The organism is Streptomyces sp. NPDC048514 (assembly GCF_043199955.1).
GTDB lineage: Bacteria > Actinomycetota > Actinomycetes > Streptomycetales > Streptomycetaceae > Streptomyces.
Window position 1 is genome coordinate 467,256 of record NZ_JBICWT010000003.1, and the last position, 12,880, is coordinate 480,135.

Genomic DNA, 12,880 nt, shown 5'->3' on the forward strand with positions numbered 1-12,880 from the left:
ACGCGTCGTTCCCGACACTGGGTGGGCCGGCTCCGGCGGCCTAGATTCACAGGTGTCCGGACGAGATCCGGTGCCGGTCACCGGCACCGCACCTTTCACGACTCACACATCACAGGAGTGCACCATGACCAAGCTCGGATTGCTGGCACGCATCGAGGCCAAGCCCGAGTACGCCGACGCGGTGGACGCACTGCTGCGTGACGCGTTGCAGCTCGCGCAGCAGGAGGACCACACCGTCACCTGGTTCGCGTTCCGGCAGGGCCCCACGACCTTCGGCGTCTTCGACACCTTCGACGACGAGCAGGGCCGCCAGGGTCACCTCCAGGGCAAGATCGCCGCCGCGCTCATGGACGCCGCCGGCACCATGCTCAGCGAGGCGCCGGACATCCGTCCCGTCGACGTCCTGGCCGTCAAGCTTCCCTGACCCGGGAGGGCAGCCGGGCGGCGGGCCCACCGGCTCGCCGCCCGGTGTCCCGGAACCGACACCGACACCGACACCGATCTCCAGCAGAACGGAGAGCACCATGGCGCAGTCCGCCACACGGAACCGCAGCACCACCGGCGACGCCGGACCCAGGACGACCGACCCTGCCGGGACCCGTTCGCGTACCCATGTCTGGGAGCCCCCGCGGGCCTATGCGGCGGCCGGCGAGCACAGGGGTCTGGAACTGGCCCGGATGAGCCTCGACGGGCTCCTGCCGGAAGCCCCGATATGCGGCACCCTCGGCTTCCGGCTGGTGGAGGTGGAGCAGGGACGAGCCGTGTTCGAGGGCGACCCCGGGGAGCACCTCTTCAATCCGATGGGCACGGTCCACGGGGGGTTCATGGCCACTCTGCTCGACTCCGCCCTCGGTACGGCCGTGCTGACCGCGCTGCCGGCCGGCCGCGGGTACACCACCATCCAGCTCGCGGTGAACATGATCAGGCCGGTCTTCGCGACGACGCCGACGCTGCGCTGCGCGGGCACGACCGTCCACGTCGGCCGGTCGACGGCCACCGCGGAGGCCCGCATCGTCGGGGCGGCCGACGGCAGGCTGTATGCGCACGGGACGACGACCTGCGCGGTCTTCGCCCTGCCAAGTGGTGCGTGAATTGCGGCCCGCACGTGGCAGACCGGTGCGTGAGCCATGGCCCGCGCCCTGCCGAGTGGTGCGTGAACCACGGCCCGCGCAGGGCAGACCGGTGCGTGAGCCATGGCCTGCGCACTGCCGAGTGGTGCGTGAACCACGGCCCGCGCATGGCAGACCGGTGCGTGAGCCATGGCCTGCGCACTGCCTGAAGGTCGCGAGTCCCGGACCCGGTCATGTCCGCGGGGGCTACGGGGCGGCGCACCGGCGAGCAGGCCGGCCGCCTCTCGACTCGGGCCGGCCGGCCGCCCCGCCGGATCAACGCCCGGCGCGCGCTTCGACGAGTGCGGTGACCTGCGGCCCGACGGTCTCCCATGCGGCGGCCGGCAGATCGCCGAGCGCCGTGTGGCGCAACGCGTGCAGGGACTGTTCGGCGTCGGTGTCGCAGGTGGTGCCACCGCAGAACACGTCGTAGCCGTCCCGCACGGCGACCTGCAGACGCTCGCCCGCCTCGTCGTCGGCGTGCAGGGCCGAGGCGACGACGAGCGGCGGCGGTCCGCCCGCCTCGGCCGGGAGTTTGCGGTACGCGGAGGCGATCGGCGTACGCCAGTGGAGACTGAGCAGCACGGGACGCTTGGCCACCACCTCGGCCAGGTCCGTCTCGTGGACGCCGCCGGACTCCAGCACGGTCGCCCGGGCGTGCAGGACCAGCGCCGCGGGCAGCAGACAGCGCAGCGTGCTGCCCACGAGGTTGCCACCGACCGTCGCCGTCCGCCGCACGGCGCCGGTGCCCACCGTGGCGGCCGCCAGGCGCAGTACGTCGGGTACCCGGTCGTCGATCCGGCTCAGTACGACGGCGGCCCCCAGGGTCTGCCGCCCGATGACGTTGGCTTCCGGCAACTCGCGGAAGGAGACGGCCCGTTCCGGGAAGCCGTCGCGTTGCCAGGTGGCCCACACGAGGGTCGCCCCGCCGACCGGAACGGCCCCCTCGGTCAGACACTCCCGCGCTTCGGACACTGACGTGGGCAGACGCAAAAGCACAGCGCCGGACCTGCCTTCCTGAGGAGTTGGGCCAAGGGCGGACGGCGCGTCGGCCACCGTCTCGCCGACAGACGCAGTCTTCTCGCACAGACGGGGGCGCGTCCAGGGCTCACACGAAAGCGCCATGCGCCCCCGGCCGCGTGCTCGCGACGGTCGAGGTCGGCGTCCGTTCGCCGCCGGCGTCGCACGTGGCCGCCCGCTGGAATAGGTGCATGAACGCACAGGCAACCCTTGACGGGAAGACGGCACTGGTGACCGGCGGCAGCCGTGGGATCGGCGCGGCGACGGCCCTGCGCCTGGCGCGGGAGGGTGCGGACGTGGCCCTGACCTATGTACGAGGCAAGGACGCGGCCGAGGAGGTCGTACGGGCGGTGGAGGCGCTGGGGCGGCGGGCCGTGGCCGTCCGCGCGGACTCGGCGGACGCCGTGGAGGCGGCGGGCGCGGTGGGCCGCGCGGCCCAGGAGTTCGGCACGCTGGACATCCTGGTGAACAACGCGGCCGCCGGTCTGATGGGCCCGCTGGGCGGCGTCTCCCTCGCCGACGTCGACCGTCTCCTCGCCGTGAACGTCCGCGGGGTGTTCCTGGCCGCGCAGGCCGCCGCCGCGGTCATGGGACCCGGCGGCCGGATCGTCACCGTCGGCAGTTGTGTCACCCAGCGGGTACCGGGTCCCGGTGCCGCCCTGTACGCGATGAGCAAGTCGGCCTTGATCGGGCTGACGAAGGCGCTGGCACGGGAGCTGGGCGGGCGTGGGATCACGGCGAACGTCGTGCACCCCGGGCCGATCGACACGGACATGAACCCCGCGGACGGCCCCCACGCGGCGGAACAGGCCGCCATGACCGCTCTGGGGCGCTACGGCACGGCCGCGGAGGTGGCATCCGTGGTGACCTACCTCGCGGGACCGGAGGCGCGGTATGTGACGGGCGCGGAGTTCTCGGTGGACGGAGGGTACGCGGCATGACAACGCGGTGCGTGCGGGGCGCAGGCCGGCACGCACCGCACCTCACGAACGGTGCTGGCCGGCTCCTGCGCTCGGCACGCACCGCACCTCACGAACGGTGCTGGCCGGCTCCTGCGCTCGGCACGCACCGCACCTCATGAACGGTGCGTGCCGGCTCCTGCGCTCGGCTCGGCACGCACCGCACCTCATGACCGGCCGGTGCCCGTGGCCGCGCCGGCCGGGCGCGCGCGGGGATTCACATCCCGTCCAGCCGGCGTACGTCCTCCTCGTCCCACGTCCTGGTGTCGCGGGGCTGGGTGTAGGGCTCGGCCTCGGGTGGATGCCCGCCGGCGATGGCCCGCTGGCGCATGGTCTCCGCGTCGAACTCCAGGCCCAGCAGGATCGCCAGGTTGGTGATCCACAGCCAGACCAGGAACACGATGACGCCGGCCATGGTGCCGTAGGTCTTGTTGTAGGAGGCGAAGTTGGCGACGTAGAACGCGAAGCCCCCTGAGGCGATCATCCAGATCAGCAGGGCGAGGACACTGCCCGGGGTGATCCACTTGAAGCCCTTGACCTTGGCGTTCGGCGTGGCCCAGTACAGGATCGCGATCATCACGGTGATGAGGAGGACCAGGACCGGCCACTTCGCGATCGACCACACGGTCAGCGCCGAGTCGCCGATCCCGAGGGCCTCGCCGGCGCGGCGGGCCAGACCTCCGGTGAAGACCACGATGAGCGCGCTGGCCACGGCGAGCACCATCAGCACCACCGTGACGCCGAGGCGCACGGGGAGGATCTTCCACATCGGGCGGCCCTCCGGCATGTCGTAGACGGCGTTGGCGGCACGGATGAAGGCGGCCACGTACCCGGAGGCCGACCACACCGCCAGCACGATGCCGAGCAGGGCCATGAGAGAGCCGACGCCCGCGCTGTTCTGTAGCTGCTCCACGGCGCGGGTGATGATGTCGCGCGCCGATCCCGGAGCCAGCTGCCGGACGTTGTCGAGCAGCTTGTCGGTGGTGGACCTGCCGGCCATGGACAGCATGGAGACCAGCACCAGCAGTGCCGGGAACAGGGCGAGCACCCCGTAGTAGGTGAGCGCCGCGGCCCGGTCGGTCAGCTCGTCGTCCTGGAACTCGCGCAGCGAACCCTTGAGCACCGCTACCCACGCCCGCCCGGGCAGCTTCGCGGGGGTGTCCGGCGCCGCACGCTCGACCTGCCGGTCGGGGCCGGCGTCCTCCGGAGCCGGCACGCGTGCCGCCGGGTCCGCGTCGCCGTCTCGGTGTTCTCGATGCCCTGGAAGATGCAGCTTCGCCATACCGACCCGAGTATCCGGACCGCGCCGCCTCAAGCCCCGGTCCGGCGGTTGACCCGGTCCGGGGGGTGGGTTTTCATGAGGGCCATGTCGGAGGACACACGGAAAGCGGCGGACCCGGTCATCTTCTGCACCACGCGGGACGCCTGGGAGAAGTGGCTCGAGGAGAACCACGCGGACGTGCCGGGGGTCTGGTTCCGGATCCCCCGGAAGGGCTCGGGACTCGACGGCGTCGACTACGCGCAGGCGCTGGAGTCGGCGCTCTGCTACGGCTGGATCGACGGCCGGAAGAAGAAGCTGGACGACCGGTACTGGCTGCAGCGCTTCACCCCGCGACGTCCGGGCAGCAAGTGGTCGAAGGTGAACCGCGAGAAGGCCACCGATCTGATCGGGCGGGGCCTGATGCGCCCCGCCGGTCTGCGCGAGGTGGAGCAGGCCAGGGCGGACGGCCGGTGGGAGGCCGCGTACACGGCGCAGAGCGAGGCGACGGTACCCGGCGACCTGCGGGCCGCGCTGGACGCGGCACCGCAGGCCCGCGACTTCTTCGACACCCTGGACAGCCGCAACCGCTATGCGGTCCTCCACCGGATCGAGGACGCCGGGAAGCCGGAGACCCGGGCGGCCCGCATCGAGAAGTTCGTGGCCATGCTCGCCGAGCGGAAGAAGCTCCACCCCTGAGGTCCTCCCCTCGCCCTGGGGCGCGGGTAGGGCTCCGGCGGCCGCTCAGGACTGGGGACGGCGACCGTGATTCGCGGCGTGCTTGCGGCGGGACTTCTTCTTGCGACGTCGCTTCGAGGACATGGGAACCTCCCGCGGGATCGGTAGACGGACATCCGGATCGGCGATTCGTCCGGATGTCCGGGAGACTGCGGCACGAACACCGTATCCCCGGACGTTCGGCACCTCTACCGGAGACGGCCGAACGCGCGTGTGCCCAGCCCTGGGGTCCGGCTCGCACGAACGCGCGTGTGCCCAGCCTCGCGGTCCGGCTCACACGAACGCGCGTGTGCGTGGCCCCGCGGTCCGGCTCGCACGACCCCACCTTGTTGACATGATGCGGAATGCCGGATTTGATCCTCATGAGTTCGTCCCGTCTCCTGCGGAGGAGCAGACATGACCGGTGATCCCCAGCCGATCAGCGCCGAGGCGCGTCGCGCGCTGGAACAGGAGCTCGCCGACCTGCGCGACGAGCGCCGGCTGGTCGCCGGAACCCTGCAGGACACCACCGAGGCGGGCGACGAGGCGGACCAGGCCGACGAGTTGCGGCGTGCCGATCAGCTGGCTCGCCTGGACCGCCGGATCCAGGACATCACCGACCGGCTGCGGCAGGCGGAGCGCGCCGGACCGGTCGCCACCGACGTGGTCGGCGTGGGCAGCACGGTCAGGGTCCGCTTCCCCGACGGCACGCAGGAGACGCTCCAGGTCGGCGAGGCCGCCGAGGCGCTGGACCAGACGCTGGTGACCGCCGACAGCCCGCTCGGCCACGCCCTGCTCGGGCGCCGCCCGGGCGACTCCGTGCACTACGACACACCGGACGGACACGCCTCGGCGGTCGTGGTGTCGATCGGGGCCGCCACCGAGGACGGGTGAACGCCCCTGCGGTGGAGCGCAGTTGACCGCGGCCGGTCGAGGTCCGCCCTCTCACCTCTCCGTCTGCGCCTGGGCGGCCCCGGACGCGTCGCCGGGCTCGGGCGGTTCGCCGGGGCCGCCCTTGCGTACGAGGCAGTGCAGCGAGTCGCCCACCACGTCGGCGACGATCGTGTCCCCCGGGTCCGCCTCGCCGCCGAGGAGCAGGCTGGCGATGCGGTTGTCGAGTTCCGCCTGGATCGTGCGGCGCAGTGGCCGGGCACCGAACTCGGGCTGGTGCCCGTGTGCGATGAGGAGCTTCTTGGCGGCCTCCGTGACCTCGAGGTGCATTCCCTGGGCGTGCACCTTGTGCTTGCTCCGGTCCAGCAGGTGGTCGACGATCCGGCCCAGGTCGTCCTCGGTCAGGGCGTGGAAGATGATGATGTCGTCGATGCGGTTGAGGAACTCCGGCAGGAACCGGGACCGCAGCTCCTGCATCAGCGCGTCCTTGAGGTCGGACACATCGCCCTTGTGGTCGAGGATGCGGTGCGCGCCGATGTTGGACGTCATGATGACGACGCAGTGCCGGAAGTCGACCGTGCGGCCCTGGGCGTCGGTCAGACGGCCGTCGTCGAGGATCTGCAGCAGTGTGTTGAAGATGTCGGGGTGGGCCTTCTCCACCTCGTCGAACAGCACCACGCTGTAGGGCTGGCGGCGCACCTTCTCGGTGAGCTGGCCCGCTTCCTCGTAGCCGACGTACCCGGGAGGGGCGCCGACGAGCCGGGCGACGGTGTGCTTCTCCTGGAACTCGCTCATGTCGAAGCGGATCATGCGGTCCTCCTCGCCGAAGAGGAGGGCGGCGAGGGTCTTGGCGAGTTCGGTCTTGCCGACGCCCGTCGGGCCGAGGAAGAGGAAGGATCCCACAGGCCGGTTCGGGTCGCCCATCCCCGCCCGGTTGCGGCGTACGGCCTGGGAGACCGCGGTGACGGCCTCGTCCTGGCCGACGATCCTCGCGTGCATGTCCTCCTCGAGCCGGAGGAGCTTCTCCTTCTCGCTGGCCGTGAGTTGGGAGACCGGGATGCCGGTGCGGCGGGAGACGACGTCCGCGATGTCGGCGGCCGTGACGGAGACGACGCCCTCGCGGCGCTCCTCGATGCCGGCGAGTTCGCCCTCCAACTGGGCGATCTCCCGCTTCAGTTCCGATGCCTTCTCGAAGTCCTCGGCGGACACGGCCTGTTCGAGTTCCCGCCGGCGCTTGGCGATGTGGTCCTCGCGGCCGACGATCTCGGTGGAGCGGCCGGCGCTGCGCAGCCGCACCCGGGCGCCCGCCTGGTCCATCACGTCGATGGCCTTGTCGGGCAGGAACCGGTCGGTGATGTACCGGTCGGACAGTTCGGCGGCGGCCGCCAGCGCGGCGTCGTCGAAGCGGACCTGGTGGTGTGCCTCGTAGGCGTCGCGCAGGCCCTCCAGGATCTGCACCGTCTCCTCGACGGTGGGCTCCGGGACCAGCACGGGCTGGAACCGGCGCTCCAGGGCGGCGTCCTTCTCGACGTACTTGCGGTACTCGTCGATGGTCGTGGCGCCCACGACATGGAGTTCCCCGCGCGCGAGTGCGGGCTTGAGCATGTTGCCCGCGTCCATGGCGCCCTCGCCCGTCGCTCCGGCGCCGACGACGGTGTGCAGTTCGTCGATGAACAGGATGATCTGGCCGCTGGCCGCCTGGACGTCCTCGATGACCTTCTTCAGCCGCTCCTCGAACTGTCCGCGGTACTGCGCCCCCGCCACCATGCCCGACATGTCGAGGACGACGACCCGCTTGTCCTTCAGGCTCTCGGGCACCTCGCCCGCCACGATGCGCTGGGCCAGTCCCTCGACGATGGCGGTCTTCCCGACGCCCGGTTCGCCGATGAGCACGGGGTTGTTCTTGGAGCGCCGGGAGAGGATCTCGACGGTCTGCTCGATCTCCTCGGACCGCCCCACCACCGGGTCGAGTCTGCCCGCCTTCGCCTCCTCGGTGAGATCCCGCCCGAACTCGTCCAGAGTCGTGGCCGGCGGCTTGCGCTCCGCCGCGGGTGCGTCGCCACGGGCCGTCTGTTCGGTCAGGCCGGCGAAGCGCTGTGTGTCGACTCCCTCGGCCTTCAGCAGCCGGACGGCTCCCGTGTCGCTGTCGCCCAGCAGCGCGCCCAGGATGTGCTCGGGGCCGATGTAGGACACACCGGCCGCCTGGGACTGCGCGAAGGCCGCACCGAGGGTGCGCTTGGCCGCCGGAGTCAGGCCGGGCTGCGCGGACGGTTCGCCGGACTCGCGCGGCAGGACCTTGACGATCTCGGAGGCGAGCGAGTCGGGGTTCACGCCCACCTGCGTGAGCAGCCTGCGGGAGGGGTCGACCTGGGTGGCGGCCCAGAGCAGGTGTTCGGTGTCGAGATCGGTCGTTCCGTCCTCGACGGCCCGCCGGGCGGCCAGATCGAGCAGTTCCCGCGAGGAGTCCGTCAGCAGCCGTCCGATGGGCACACGCTGCACCGCGGGTGGCGAGGATGCCGGTGACATGCCGAAGAAGCGATTGAAAAGCTCATTGAACGGATCCTGGGAACCGTACGGAGCACCGAACGACATCGACATGACAGCTCCTGTGCGAGGGGGTCCGCGAGGGGGTCCGTTCCTCACTGAACCTTGGTGCGCAGCGCCTCGCAAGCGGAGGCCGGGGGCCCTGTCCGGGCCGCGCGGCTCACGGCCGGGGCGCGTCGGGAAGGTCGTCGAGGAAGGTGACGGTGGGCACGTGGAAGAGACAGCCCGTGACCGGGACGGAGAAGTCGAGTATGCGGTCGTGCGGGGCGGGCCGCCGGCCGAGGAACATGTTCCGCAGCATCTCCTCCGTGACGTCCGGGGTGCGGGCGTAACCGATGAAGTAGGTGCCGAACTCGCCGTGCGCGATGTTCCCGAACGGCATGTTCTCGCGCACGATCTTGCGTTCGTTCCCGTGCTCGTCGGTGATGGTGTTGAGCGCGACGTGCGAGTCGCCGGGCTTCACTTCGTCGGGGAGTTCGATGTTGGCCTGCTTCGTGCGTCCGATGACCTTCTCCTGTGCGTCGGAGGACAAGGCGTTCCAGGCCGCCATGTCGTGCAGGTACTTCTGGACGATCACATAGCTTCCCCCGCGGAACCGTGGGTCCTCGTCGCCGATGAACACCGCGTCGTCGGCGAGCCGTCCCTCCGGGTTCTCGCTGCCGTCCACGAACCCGAGCAGGTCACGCTCGTCGAAGAACTTGAAGCCGTGCACCTCGTCGACCACGGTGGCCGCTCCGTCGAGTCGCTCGCCCAGCAGCCGGGCCAGTTCGAAGCAGAGGTCCATGCGGTGGGAGCGGACGTGGAACAGGAGGTCGCCCGGTGTGCTCGGGGCTCGGTGCCGCGGACCGGCGAGGTCCGCGAAGGGGTGCAGGTCCCGGGGGCGCGGCCCGCCGAAGAGCCGGTCCCACACCGCGGAGCCGATGCCGACGACACAGCTCAGCGCCTCGGCGGGGGCGCGGAAGGCGACCGAGCGGCGCAGCCCCGAGACGTCTTCGAGCAGGTCCCGGACCGTGTCCTCTCCGCCCTCCGCGATGGTGGCGACGAGGAACAGTGCGGCTCTGGCCGGCGGGACGACGACGGGCTGCGGCTCGGCCATGGGGGTGTGCCTCCTCATGGGGGTCCCGGAACCGGGATTGCGGGCGCGGGGCTCCGAGAGCGGACCTCTCGGAGACCGTCCCTTCCGAACCAGCATGGCCCCGTGCGACCGGCTCGGCAGGTCGGGCGCCCGAGGCCGGCGCGAGGCGCTCGAGGAGCCGGCGGGCACGCCGCCGGAGGCGGCGGAGAGCCGCCCGGTGGCCGTCGCGCAGGGGGCAGGTGCTCTCACACCGGGGTGTGGCCTTGTAGGTATGTGCGGACGGCCGCCGGCAGCGCGGCGTCGGCGGTCTCCGCGATCGGCGCCCAGTGCAACTGCTCCGGGGCCAGGCGTGCTCCGTCCGACGGTGCCTCGCTGAGGAGTTGGCACACCACCGCGGCCGCTCCGCCGCGCTGTTCGCCGTTCTGCGGTGCCAGCGTCTGCGTGCCGTCGACGAGGTATCCGGTGAGCTCGTGGACGACGCGCGCGGCGGTGGCCGTCGCCGACTCGGCCGGCTGCGGTCCGCCCGACGGAAGCTGCCAGCCGCCGTCGCCCCGCACCAGCAGCAGCCGTCCGTCGTACAGAACGACCGCCCGCACCACGCCCACGGCGTGCTCCAGCGTCATGACCGCCCGTCCCTCCCTGATCGGCCGACCGGTTCTCTTCCCCTACCCATGGGCGGGCGGTGACGCACCTCCGGCACGCGCCGGGGGTCCGCGGTGGTCAGTACAGCACGGGCAGGTCGGCCGGCCGTACCCGCAGTGTGACCGGCAAGGTGGCCTCCACCTCGCCGTCGGCGCCGTAGGGGACGGGCCGGTCGGCCTCGATGCGCAGTTCCCTGCCGCGCAGGACGCGCACCTCGGGACGCCGGACGTGGGCGCCCGTCTTGAGTTCGTTCATGAGCGCGAAGAACAGGCGGCGTGGTGCCTCGCGGATCATCACGATGTCGAGCAGCCCGTCGTCGACCCGTGCGCCGGGGGCGATCAGGCGTCCGGAGCCGTAGTAGGGGGAGTTGGCGGCGACGACGGTGTAGCCGCGGTGGGTGTGCACCTCGCCGTCGACGGTCACGCGGTAGTCGGCCGGCCGCCAGGCGGTGACGGCACGCAGGCCGCCCGCGTAGTAGGAGGCGGCGCCGCGCAGCAACCGGGCCTGGTTGGCGTGCCGGTTGGCCTCCGCGTCGACCCCGGCGTAGACGCTGCCCAGGACCACGGTGCGCCGGTGGACGGCCGACTCCACCTCGATGGTGTCGACCGCCCTGGGCTCGGCGTGCAGCAGGATGCGGGCGAGGGCGGCGGGGTCGGACGGCAGGTCCAGGGCGCGGGCGAAGTCGTTGCCGCGGCCGGCGGGTACGAGGCCGAGGACCGTGCCGGTGCCGCTGAGCGCGCCGCCGATACCGCCGGCGATGCCGTCGCCGCCGACGGCCAGGACGATCCGGCCCCGCTCACCTGCCGCGAGCGCGATGTCCTGGGCGTGGGTGAGGCTGTGGCTGTACTCCGTCTCCAGCTCGGCCCCGGCCTCGCGGAGCAGACGGGCCAGCTGGAGCAGGGTCGCCGCCCCGGTGGAGCCGCCCGCGGTGGGGTTGACGACGGCGGTGAACTGTCGCATCGGTGTGCCTCCGAGGCAGGCGGGTCGGGTGGGTCAGTCGGTGGGCAGCAGGACGCCGGGATTGAGCAGGCCGTCCGGGTCCAGGCGGCGTTTGACGGCGCGCAGCGCGGAGATGCCGAGCGGGCCGGCTTCGCGGACGTACCAGTCGCGGTGGTCGGTGCCGACCCCGTGGTGGTGGGAGATGGTACCGCCGGCCGCGAGCACGGCTTCGTTGGCCGCCTGCTTGGCGGGCGTCCAGTGGGCCACCGGGTCCTCGCCCTGGGCGCTGACGACGGTGAAGTACAGCGAGGCGCCGTTCTCGTACACGTGGGAGATGTGGCACATCACCAGCGGCGGGGTGCCGGCCTCGGTGAGGGTGTCGGTGAGCGCGGTGCGCACGGCCGTGTACAGCTCGGGGATGCGGGACCAGAAGGCCGCGGTCTCCAGGGTTTCGGCGAACGCGCCCACGTCGAGCAGGGCGTCGCGCAGGTACGGCGCGGAGTAGCGGCCGTGGGCCCAGCGTTCCCCCGGTTCGGTGCCGACGAGGGTGCCGCCGCGGGCGGACAGGACGGCCGCGGCCTGCTCGCGGCGCTGTGCGGTGTCCTCGGCGGTGCCCTCGTAGCCGGCGATCGCCAGGCAGCCGGCGCCGCCCTGCGCCAACTCGGCGCCGATCGACTCGGGCTGAGCCAGGCCGATGAGCGTCTCGGTCTCGTCGGACAGGCGCAGGACGGTCGGCCGGGGCCCGTCCTGGGCGAGTGCGCGCAGTGCGGCGGCGCCCTCCTCGAACGAGCCGAACCGCCAGCCTTCGTACACCCGCACCTGCGGCACCGGGCGGATCCGCACGGTCACGGAGGTGATGACGCCGAAGGCGCCCTCCGAGCCGAGGATGAGCTGGCGCAGGTCGGGTCCGGCGGCCGAGCGCGGGGCGCGGCCGGTCTCGATGGTGCCCTCGGGGGTGGCGAGGGTGAGGCCGAGCACCATCTCGTCGAAGCGGCCGTATCCGGCCGAGGCCTGGCCGCTGGAACGGGCGGCGGCGAAGCCCCCGATGGTGGCCCACTCGAAGGACTGCGGGAAGTGGCCGAGGGTGAAGCCGTGTTCGGCGAGGAGGGACTCGGCCTCGGGGGCGCGCAGGCCGGGCTGGAGCACGGCGGTGCGCGAGACGGGGTCCAGGTCGAGCAGGCCGCTCATGCGGCGCAGGTCGAGGGCGACGAAGGAGCTGCGCTGGGGGGCGAGTCCGCCCACGACCGACGTGCCGCCGCCGAAGGGGACCACGGCCAGGCCGTGTGTGCCGCACACACGCAGCACGGCGAGGACCTCGTCGTGGGTGGCGGGCAGGACGACGGCCTGGGGCACGTCCGAGACGTCGCCGGCGCGCAGGCGCAGCAGGTCCGGGGTGGACTTGCCGCGGGTGTGCCGGATGCGGCTCTCACCGTCCGTGCGGATGTGCTGCTCGCCGCCGACGGCCTCGGCCAGCGCCTTGAGCGCGGCGGGGTCGGCCGTCGGGGCGGGCGGCCGGATGTCCTCGAGGGCGAGCGGGGTCCCGGTGCGCGGCTTGACGCCCAGCAGGTCGCGCAGCAGTTCCGCCACCGTGCCGGGCAGCGGTGCCGCCTTGGCGGGGTCGCCCCAGCCGTTCCACAGCATGTCCATTGAACGGTCGTCCTCACAGGTCGGTGTGGTCGGTTCGCGCGGCGGCTCCGCGGCCGTGCCCCGGGGTCGGATGCGGTTC

12 protein-coding genes are annotated in these 12,880 nt (G+C 72.3%); 5 read left to right on the forward strand and 7 right to left on the reverse strand.

What is annotated here, in order from left to right; translation table 11 throughout:
* Positions 1–124 precede the first annotated feature (124 nt).
* Together ACGFT2_RS08005 and ACGFT2_RS08010 are read left to right on the forward strand one after the other, a co-directional pair.
* Positions 125–424, forward strand: a complete 300-nt coding sequence (locus ACGFT2_RS08005; RefSeq protein ID WP_393274657.1) for a putative quinol monooxygenase — start codon at positions 125–127, stop codon at positions 422–424.
* Between the two features lie 100 nt (positions 425–524).
* Positions 525–1,091 carry a PaaI family thioesterase gene (locus ACGFT2_RS08010; RefSeq protein WP_393274659.1) on the forward strand — a complete coding sequence of 189 codons (567 nt, stop codon included), beginning with the start codon at positions 525–527 and terminating at the stop codon, positions 1,089–1,091.
* A 294-nt stretch (positions 1,092–1,385) separates the two neighbouring features.
* On the opposite strand, the gene ACGFT2_RS08015 is transcribed toward ACGFT2_RS08010, so the two are convergent.
* Positions 1,386–2,108, reverse strand: a complete 723-nt coding sequence (locus tag ACGFT2_RS08015; protein WP_393274661.1) for an FAD binding domain-containing protein — start codon at positions 2,106–2,108, stop codon at positions 1,386–1,388.
* A 212-nt stretch (positions 2,109–2,320) separates the two neighbouring features.
* Here ACGFT2_RS08015 and ACGFT2_RS08020 point away from each other — a divergent pair, with 212 nt between their 5' ends.
* Positions 2,321–3,070: an SDR family oxidoreductase gene (locus ACGFT2_RS08020; protein WP_393274663.1), complete on the forward strand. Its 750-nt coding sequence runs from the start codon at positions 2,321–2,323 to the stop codon at positions 3,068–3,070.
* Positions 3,071–3,305: 235 nt separating this feature from the next.
* On the opposite strand, the gene ACGFT2_RS08025 is transcribed toward ACGFT2_RS08020, so the two are convergent.
* Positions 3,306–4,370 carry a YihY/virulence factor BrkB family protein gene (locus ACGFT2_RS08025; protein WP_393274665.1) on the reverse strand — a complete coding sequence of 355 codons (1,065 nt, stop codon included), beginning with the start codon at positions 4,368–4,370 and terminating at the stop codon, positions 3,306–3,308.
* 84 nt (positions 4,371–4,454) lie between these two features.
* Here ACGFT2_RS08025 and ACGFT2_RS08030 point away from each other — a divergent pair, with 84 nt between their 5' ends.
* Entirely contained in the window at positions 4,455–5,045 is a 591-nt protein-coding gene (locus ACGFT2_RS08030) for a YdeI family protein (RefSeq protein ID WP_393274667.1), read from the forward strand.
* 435 nt (positions 5,046–5,480) lie between these two features.
* On the forward strand, positions 5,481–5,957 hold the full coding sequence (locus ACGFT2_RS08035) for a GreA/GreB family elongation factor (protein ID WP_393274668.1): 477 nt from the start codon (positions 5,481–5,483) through the stop codon (positions 5,955–5,957).
* Between the two features lie 51 nt (positions 5,958–6,008).
* Here ACGFT2_RS08035 and ACGFT2_RS08040 read toward each other — a convergent pair whose 3' ends face one another.
* The 5 genes from ACGFT2_RS08040 to ACGFT2_RS08060 all read right to left on the reverse strand — a co-directional run bounded on the left by ACGFT2_RS08040 (position 6,009) and on the right by ACGFT2_RS08060 (position 12,801).
* Positions 6,009–8,552 carry an ATP-dependent Clp protease ATP-binding subunit gene (locus ACGFT2_RS08040; RefSeq protein WP_393274669.1) on the reverse strand — a complete coding sequence of 848 codons (2,544 nt, stop codon included), beginning with the start codon at positions 8,550–8,552 and terminating at the stop codon, positions 6,009–6,011.
* Positions 8,553–8,658: 106 nt separating this feature from the next.
* Entirely contained in the window at positions 8,659–9,594 is a 936-nt protein-coding gene (locus ACGFT2_RS08045) for a Dyp-type peroxidase (RefSeq protein WP_393274671.1), read from the reverse strand.
* 224 nt (positions 9,595–9,818) lie between these two features.
* Positions 9,819–10,196, reverse strand: coding sequence for an NUDIX hydrolase (locus ACGFT2_RS08050; protein ID WP_393274672.1), 378 nt, complete (start codon positions 10,194–10,196; stop codon positions 9,819–9,821).
* A 97-nt stretch (positions 10,197–10,293) separates the two neighbouring features.
* Positions 10,294–11,175, reverse strand: coding sequence for a YegS/Rv2252/BmrU family lipid kinase (locus ACGFT2_RS08055; RefSeq protein ID WP_393274674.1), 882 nt, complete (start codon positions 11,173–11,175; stop codon positions 10,294–10,296).
* Positions 11,176–11,208: 33 nt separating this feature from the next.
* Complete coding sequence (locus tag ACGFT2_RS08060; protein ID WP_393274676.1) at positions 11,209–12,801, reverse strand: FAD-binding oxidoreductase; 1,593 nt, start codon at positions 12,799–12,801, stop codon at positions 11,209–11,211.
* Between the last annotated feature and the right edge of the window lie 79 nt (positions 12,802–12,880).

What these genes read in the sequence shown, in the direction of transcription:
- ACGFT2_RS08005 (WP_393274657.1), top strand. Translation starts at nt 125, where the DNA reads ATGACCAAGCTCGGATTGCTGGCACGCATCGAGGCCAAGCCCGAGTAC.
- ACGFT2_RS08010 (WP_393274659.1), top strand. Translation starts at nt 525, where the DNA reads ATGGCGCAGTCCGCCACACGGAACCGCAGCACCACCGGCGACGCCGGA.
- ACGFT2_RS08020 (WP_393274663.1), top strand. Translation starts at nt 2,321, where the DNA reads ATGAACGCACAGGCAACCCTTGACGGGAAGACGGCACTGGTGACCGGC.
- ACGFT2_RS08025 (WP_393274665.1), bottom strand. Translation starts at nt 4,370, where the DNA reads ATGGCGAAGCTGCATCTTCCAGGGCATCGAGAACACCGAGACGGCGAC.
- ACGFT2_RS08030 (WP_393274667.1), top strand. Translation starts at nt 4,455, where the DNA reads ATGTCGGAGGACACACGGAAAGCGGCGGACCCGGTCATCTTCTGCACC.
- ACGFT2_RS08035 (WP_393274668.1), top strand. Translation starts at nt 5,481, where the DNA reads ATGACCGGTGATCCCCAGCCGATCAGCGCCGAGGCGCGTCGCGCGCTG.
- ACGFT2_RS08040 (WP_393274669.1), bottom strand. Translation starts at nt 8,552, where the DNA reads ATGTCGATGTCGTTCGGTGCTCCGTACGGTTCCCAGGATCCGTTCAAT.
- ACGFT2_RS08045 (WP_393274671.1), bottom strand. Translation starts at nt 9,594, where the DNA reads ATGGCCGAGCCGCAGCCCGTCGTCGTCCCGCCGGCCAGAGCCGCACTG.
- ACGFT2_RS08050 (WP_393274672.1), bottom strand. Translation starts at nt 10,196, where the DNA reads ATGACGCTGGAGCACGCCGTGGGCGTGGTGCGGGCGGTCGTTCTGTAC.
- ACGFT2_RS08055 (WP_393274674.1), bottom strand. Translation starts at nt 11,175, where the DNA reads ATGCGACAGTTCACCGCCGTCGTCAACCCCACCGCGGGCGGCTCCACC.
- ACGFT2_RS08060 (WP_393274676.1), bottom strand. Translation starts at nt 12,801, where the DNA reads ATGGACATGCTGTGGAACGGCTGGGGCGACCCCGCCAAGGCGGCACCG.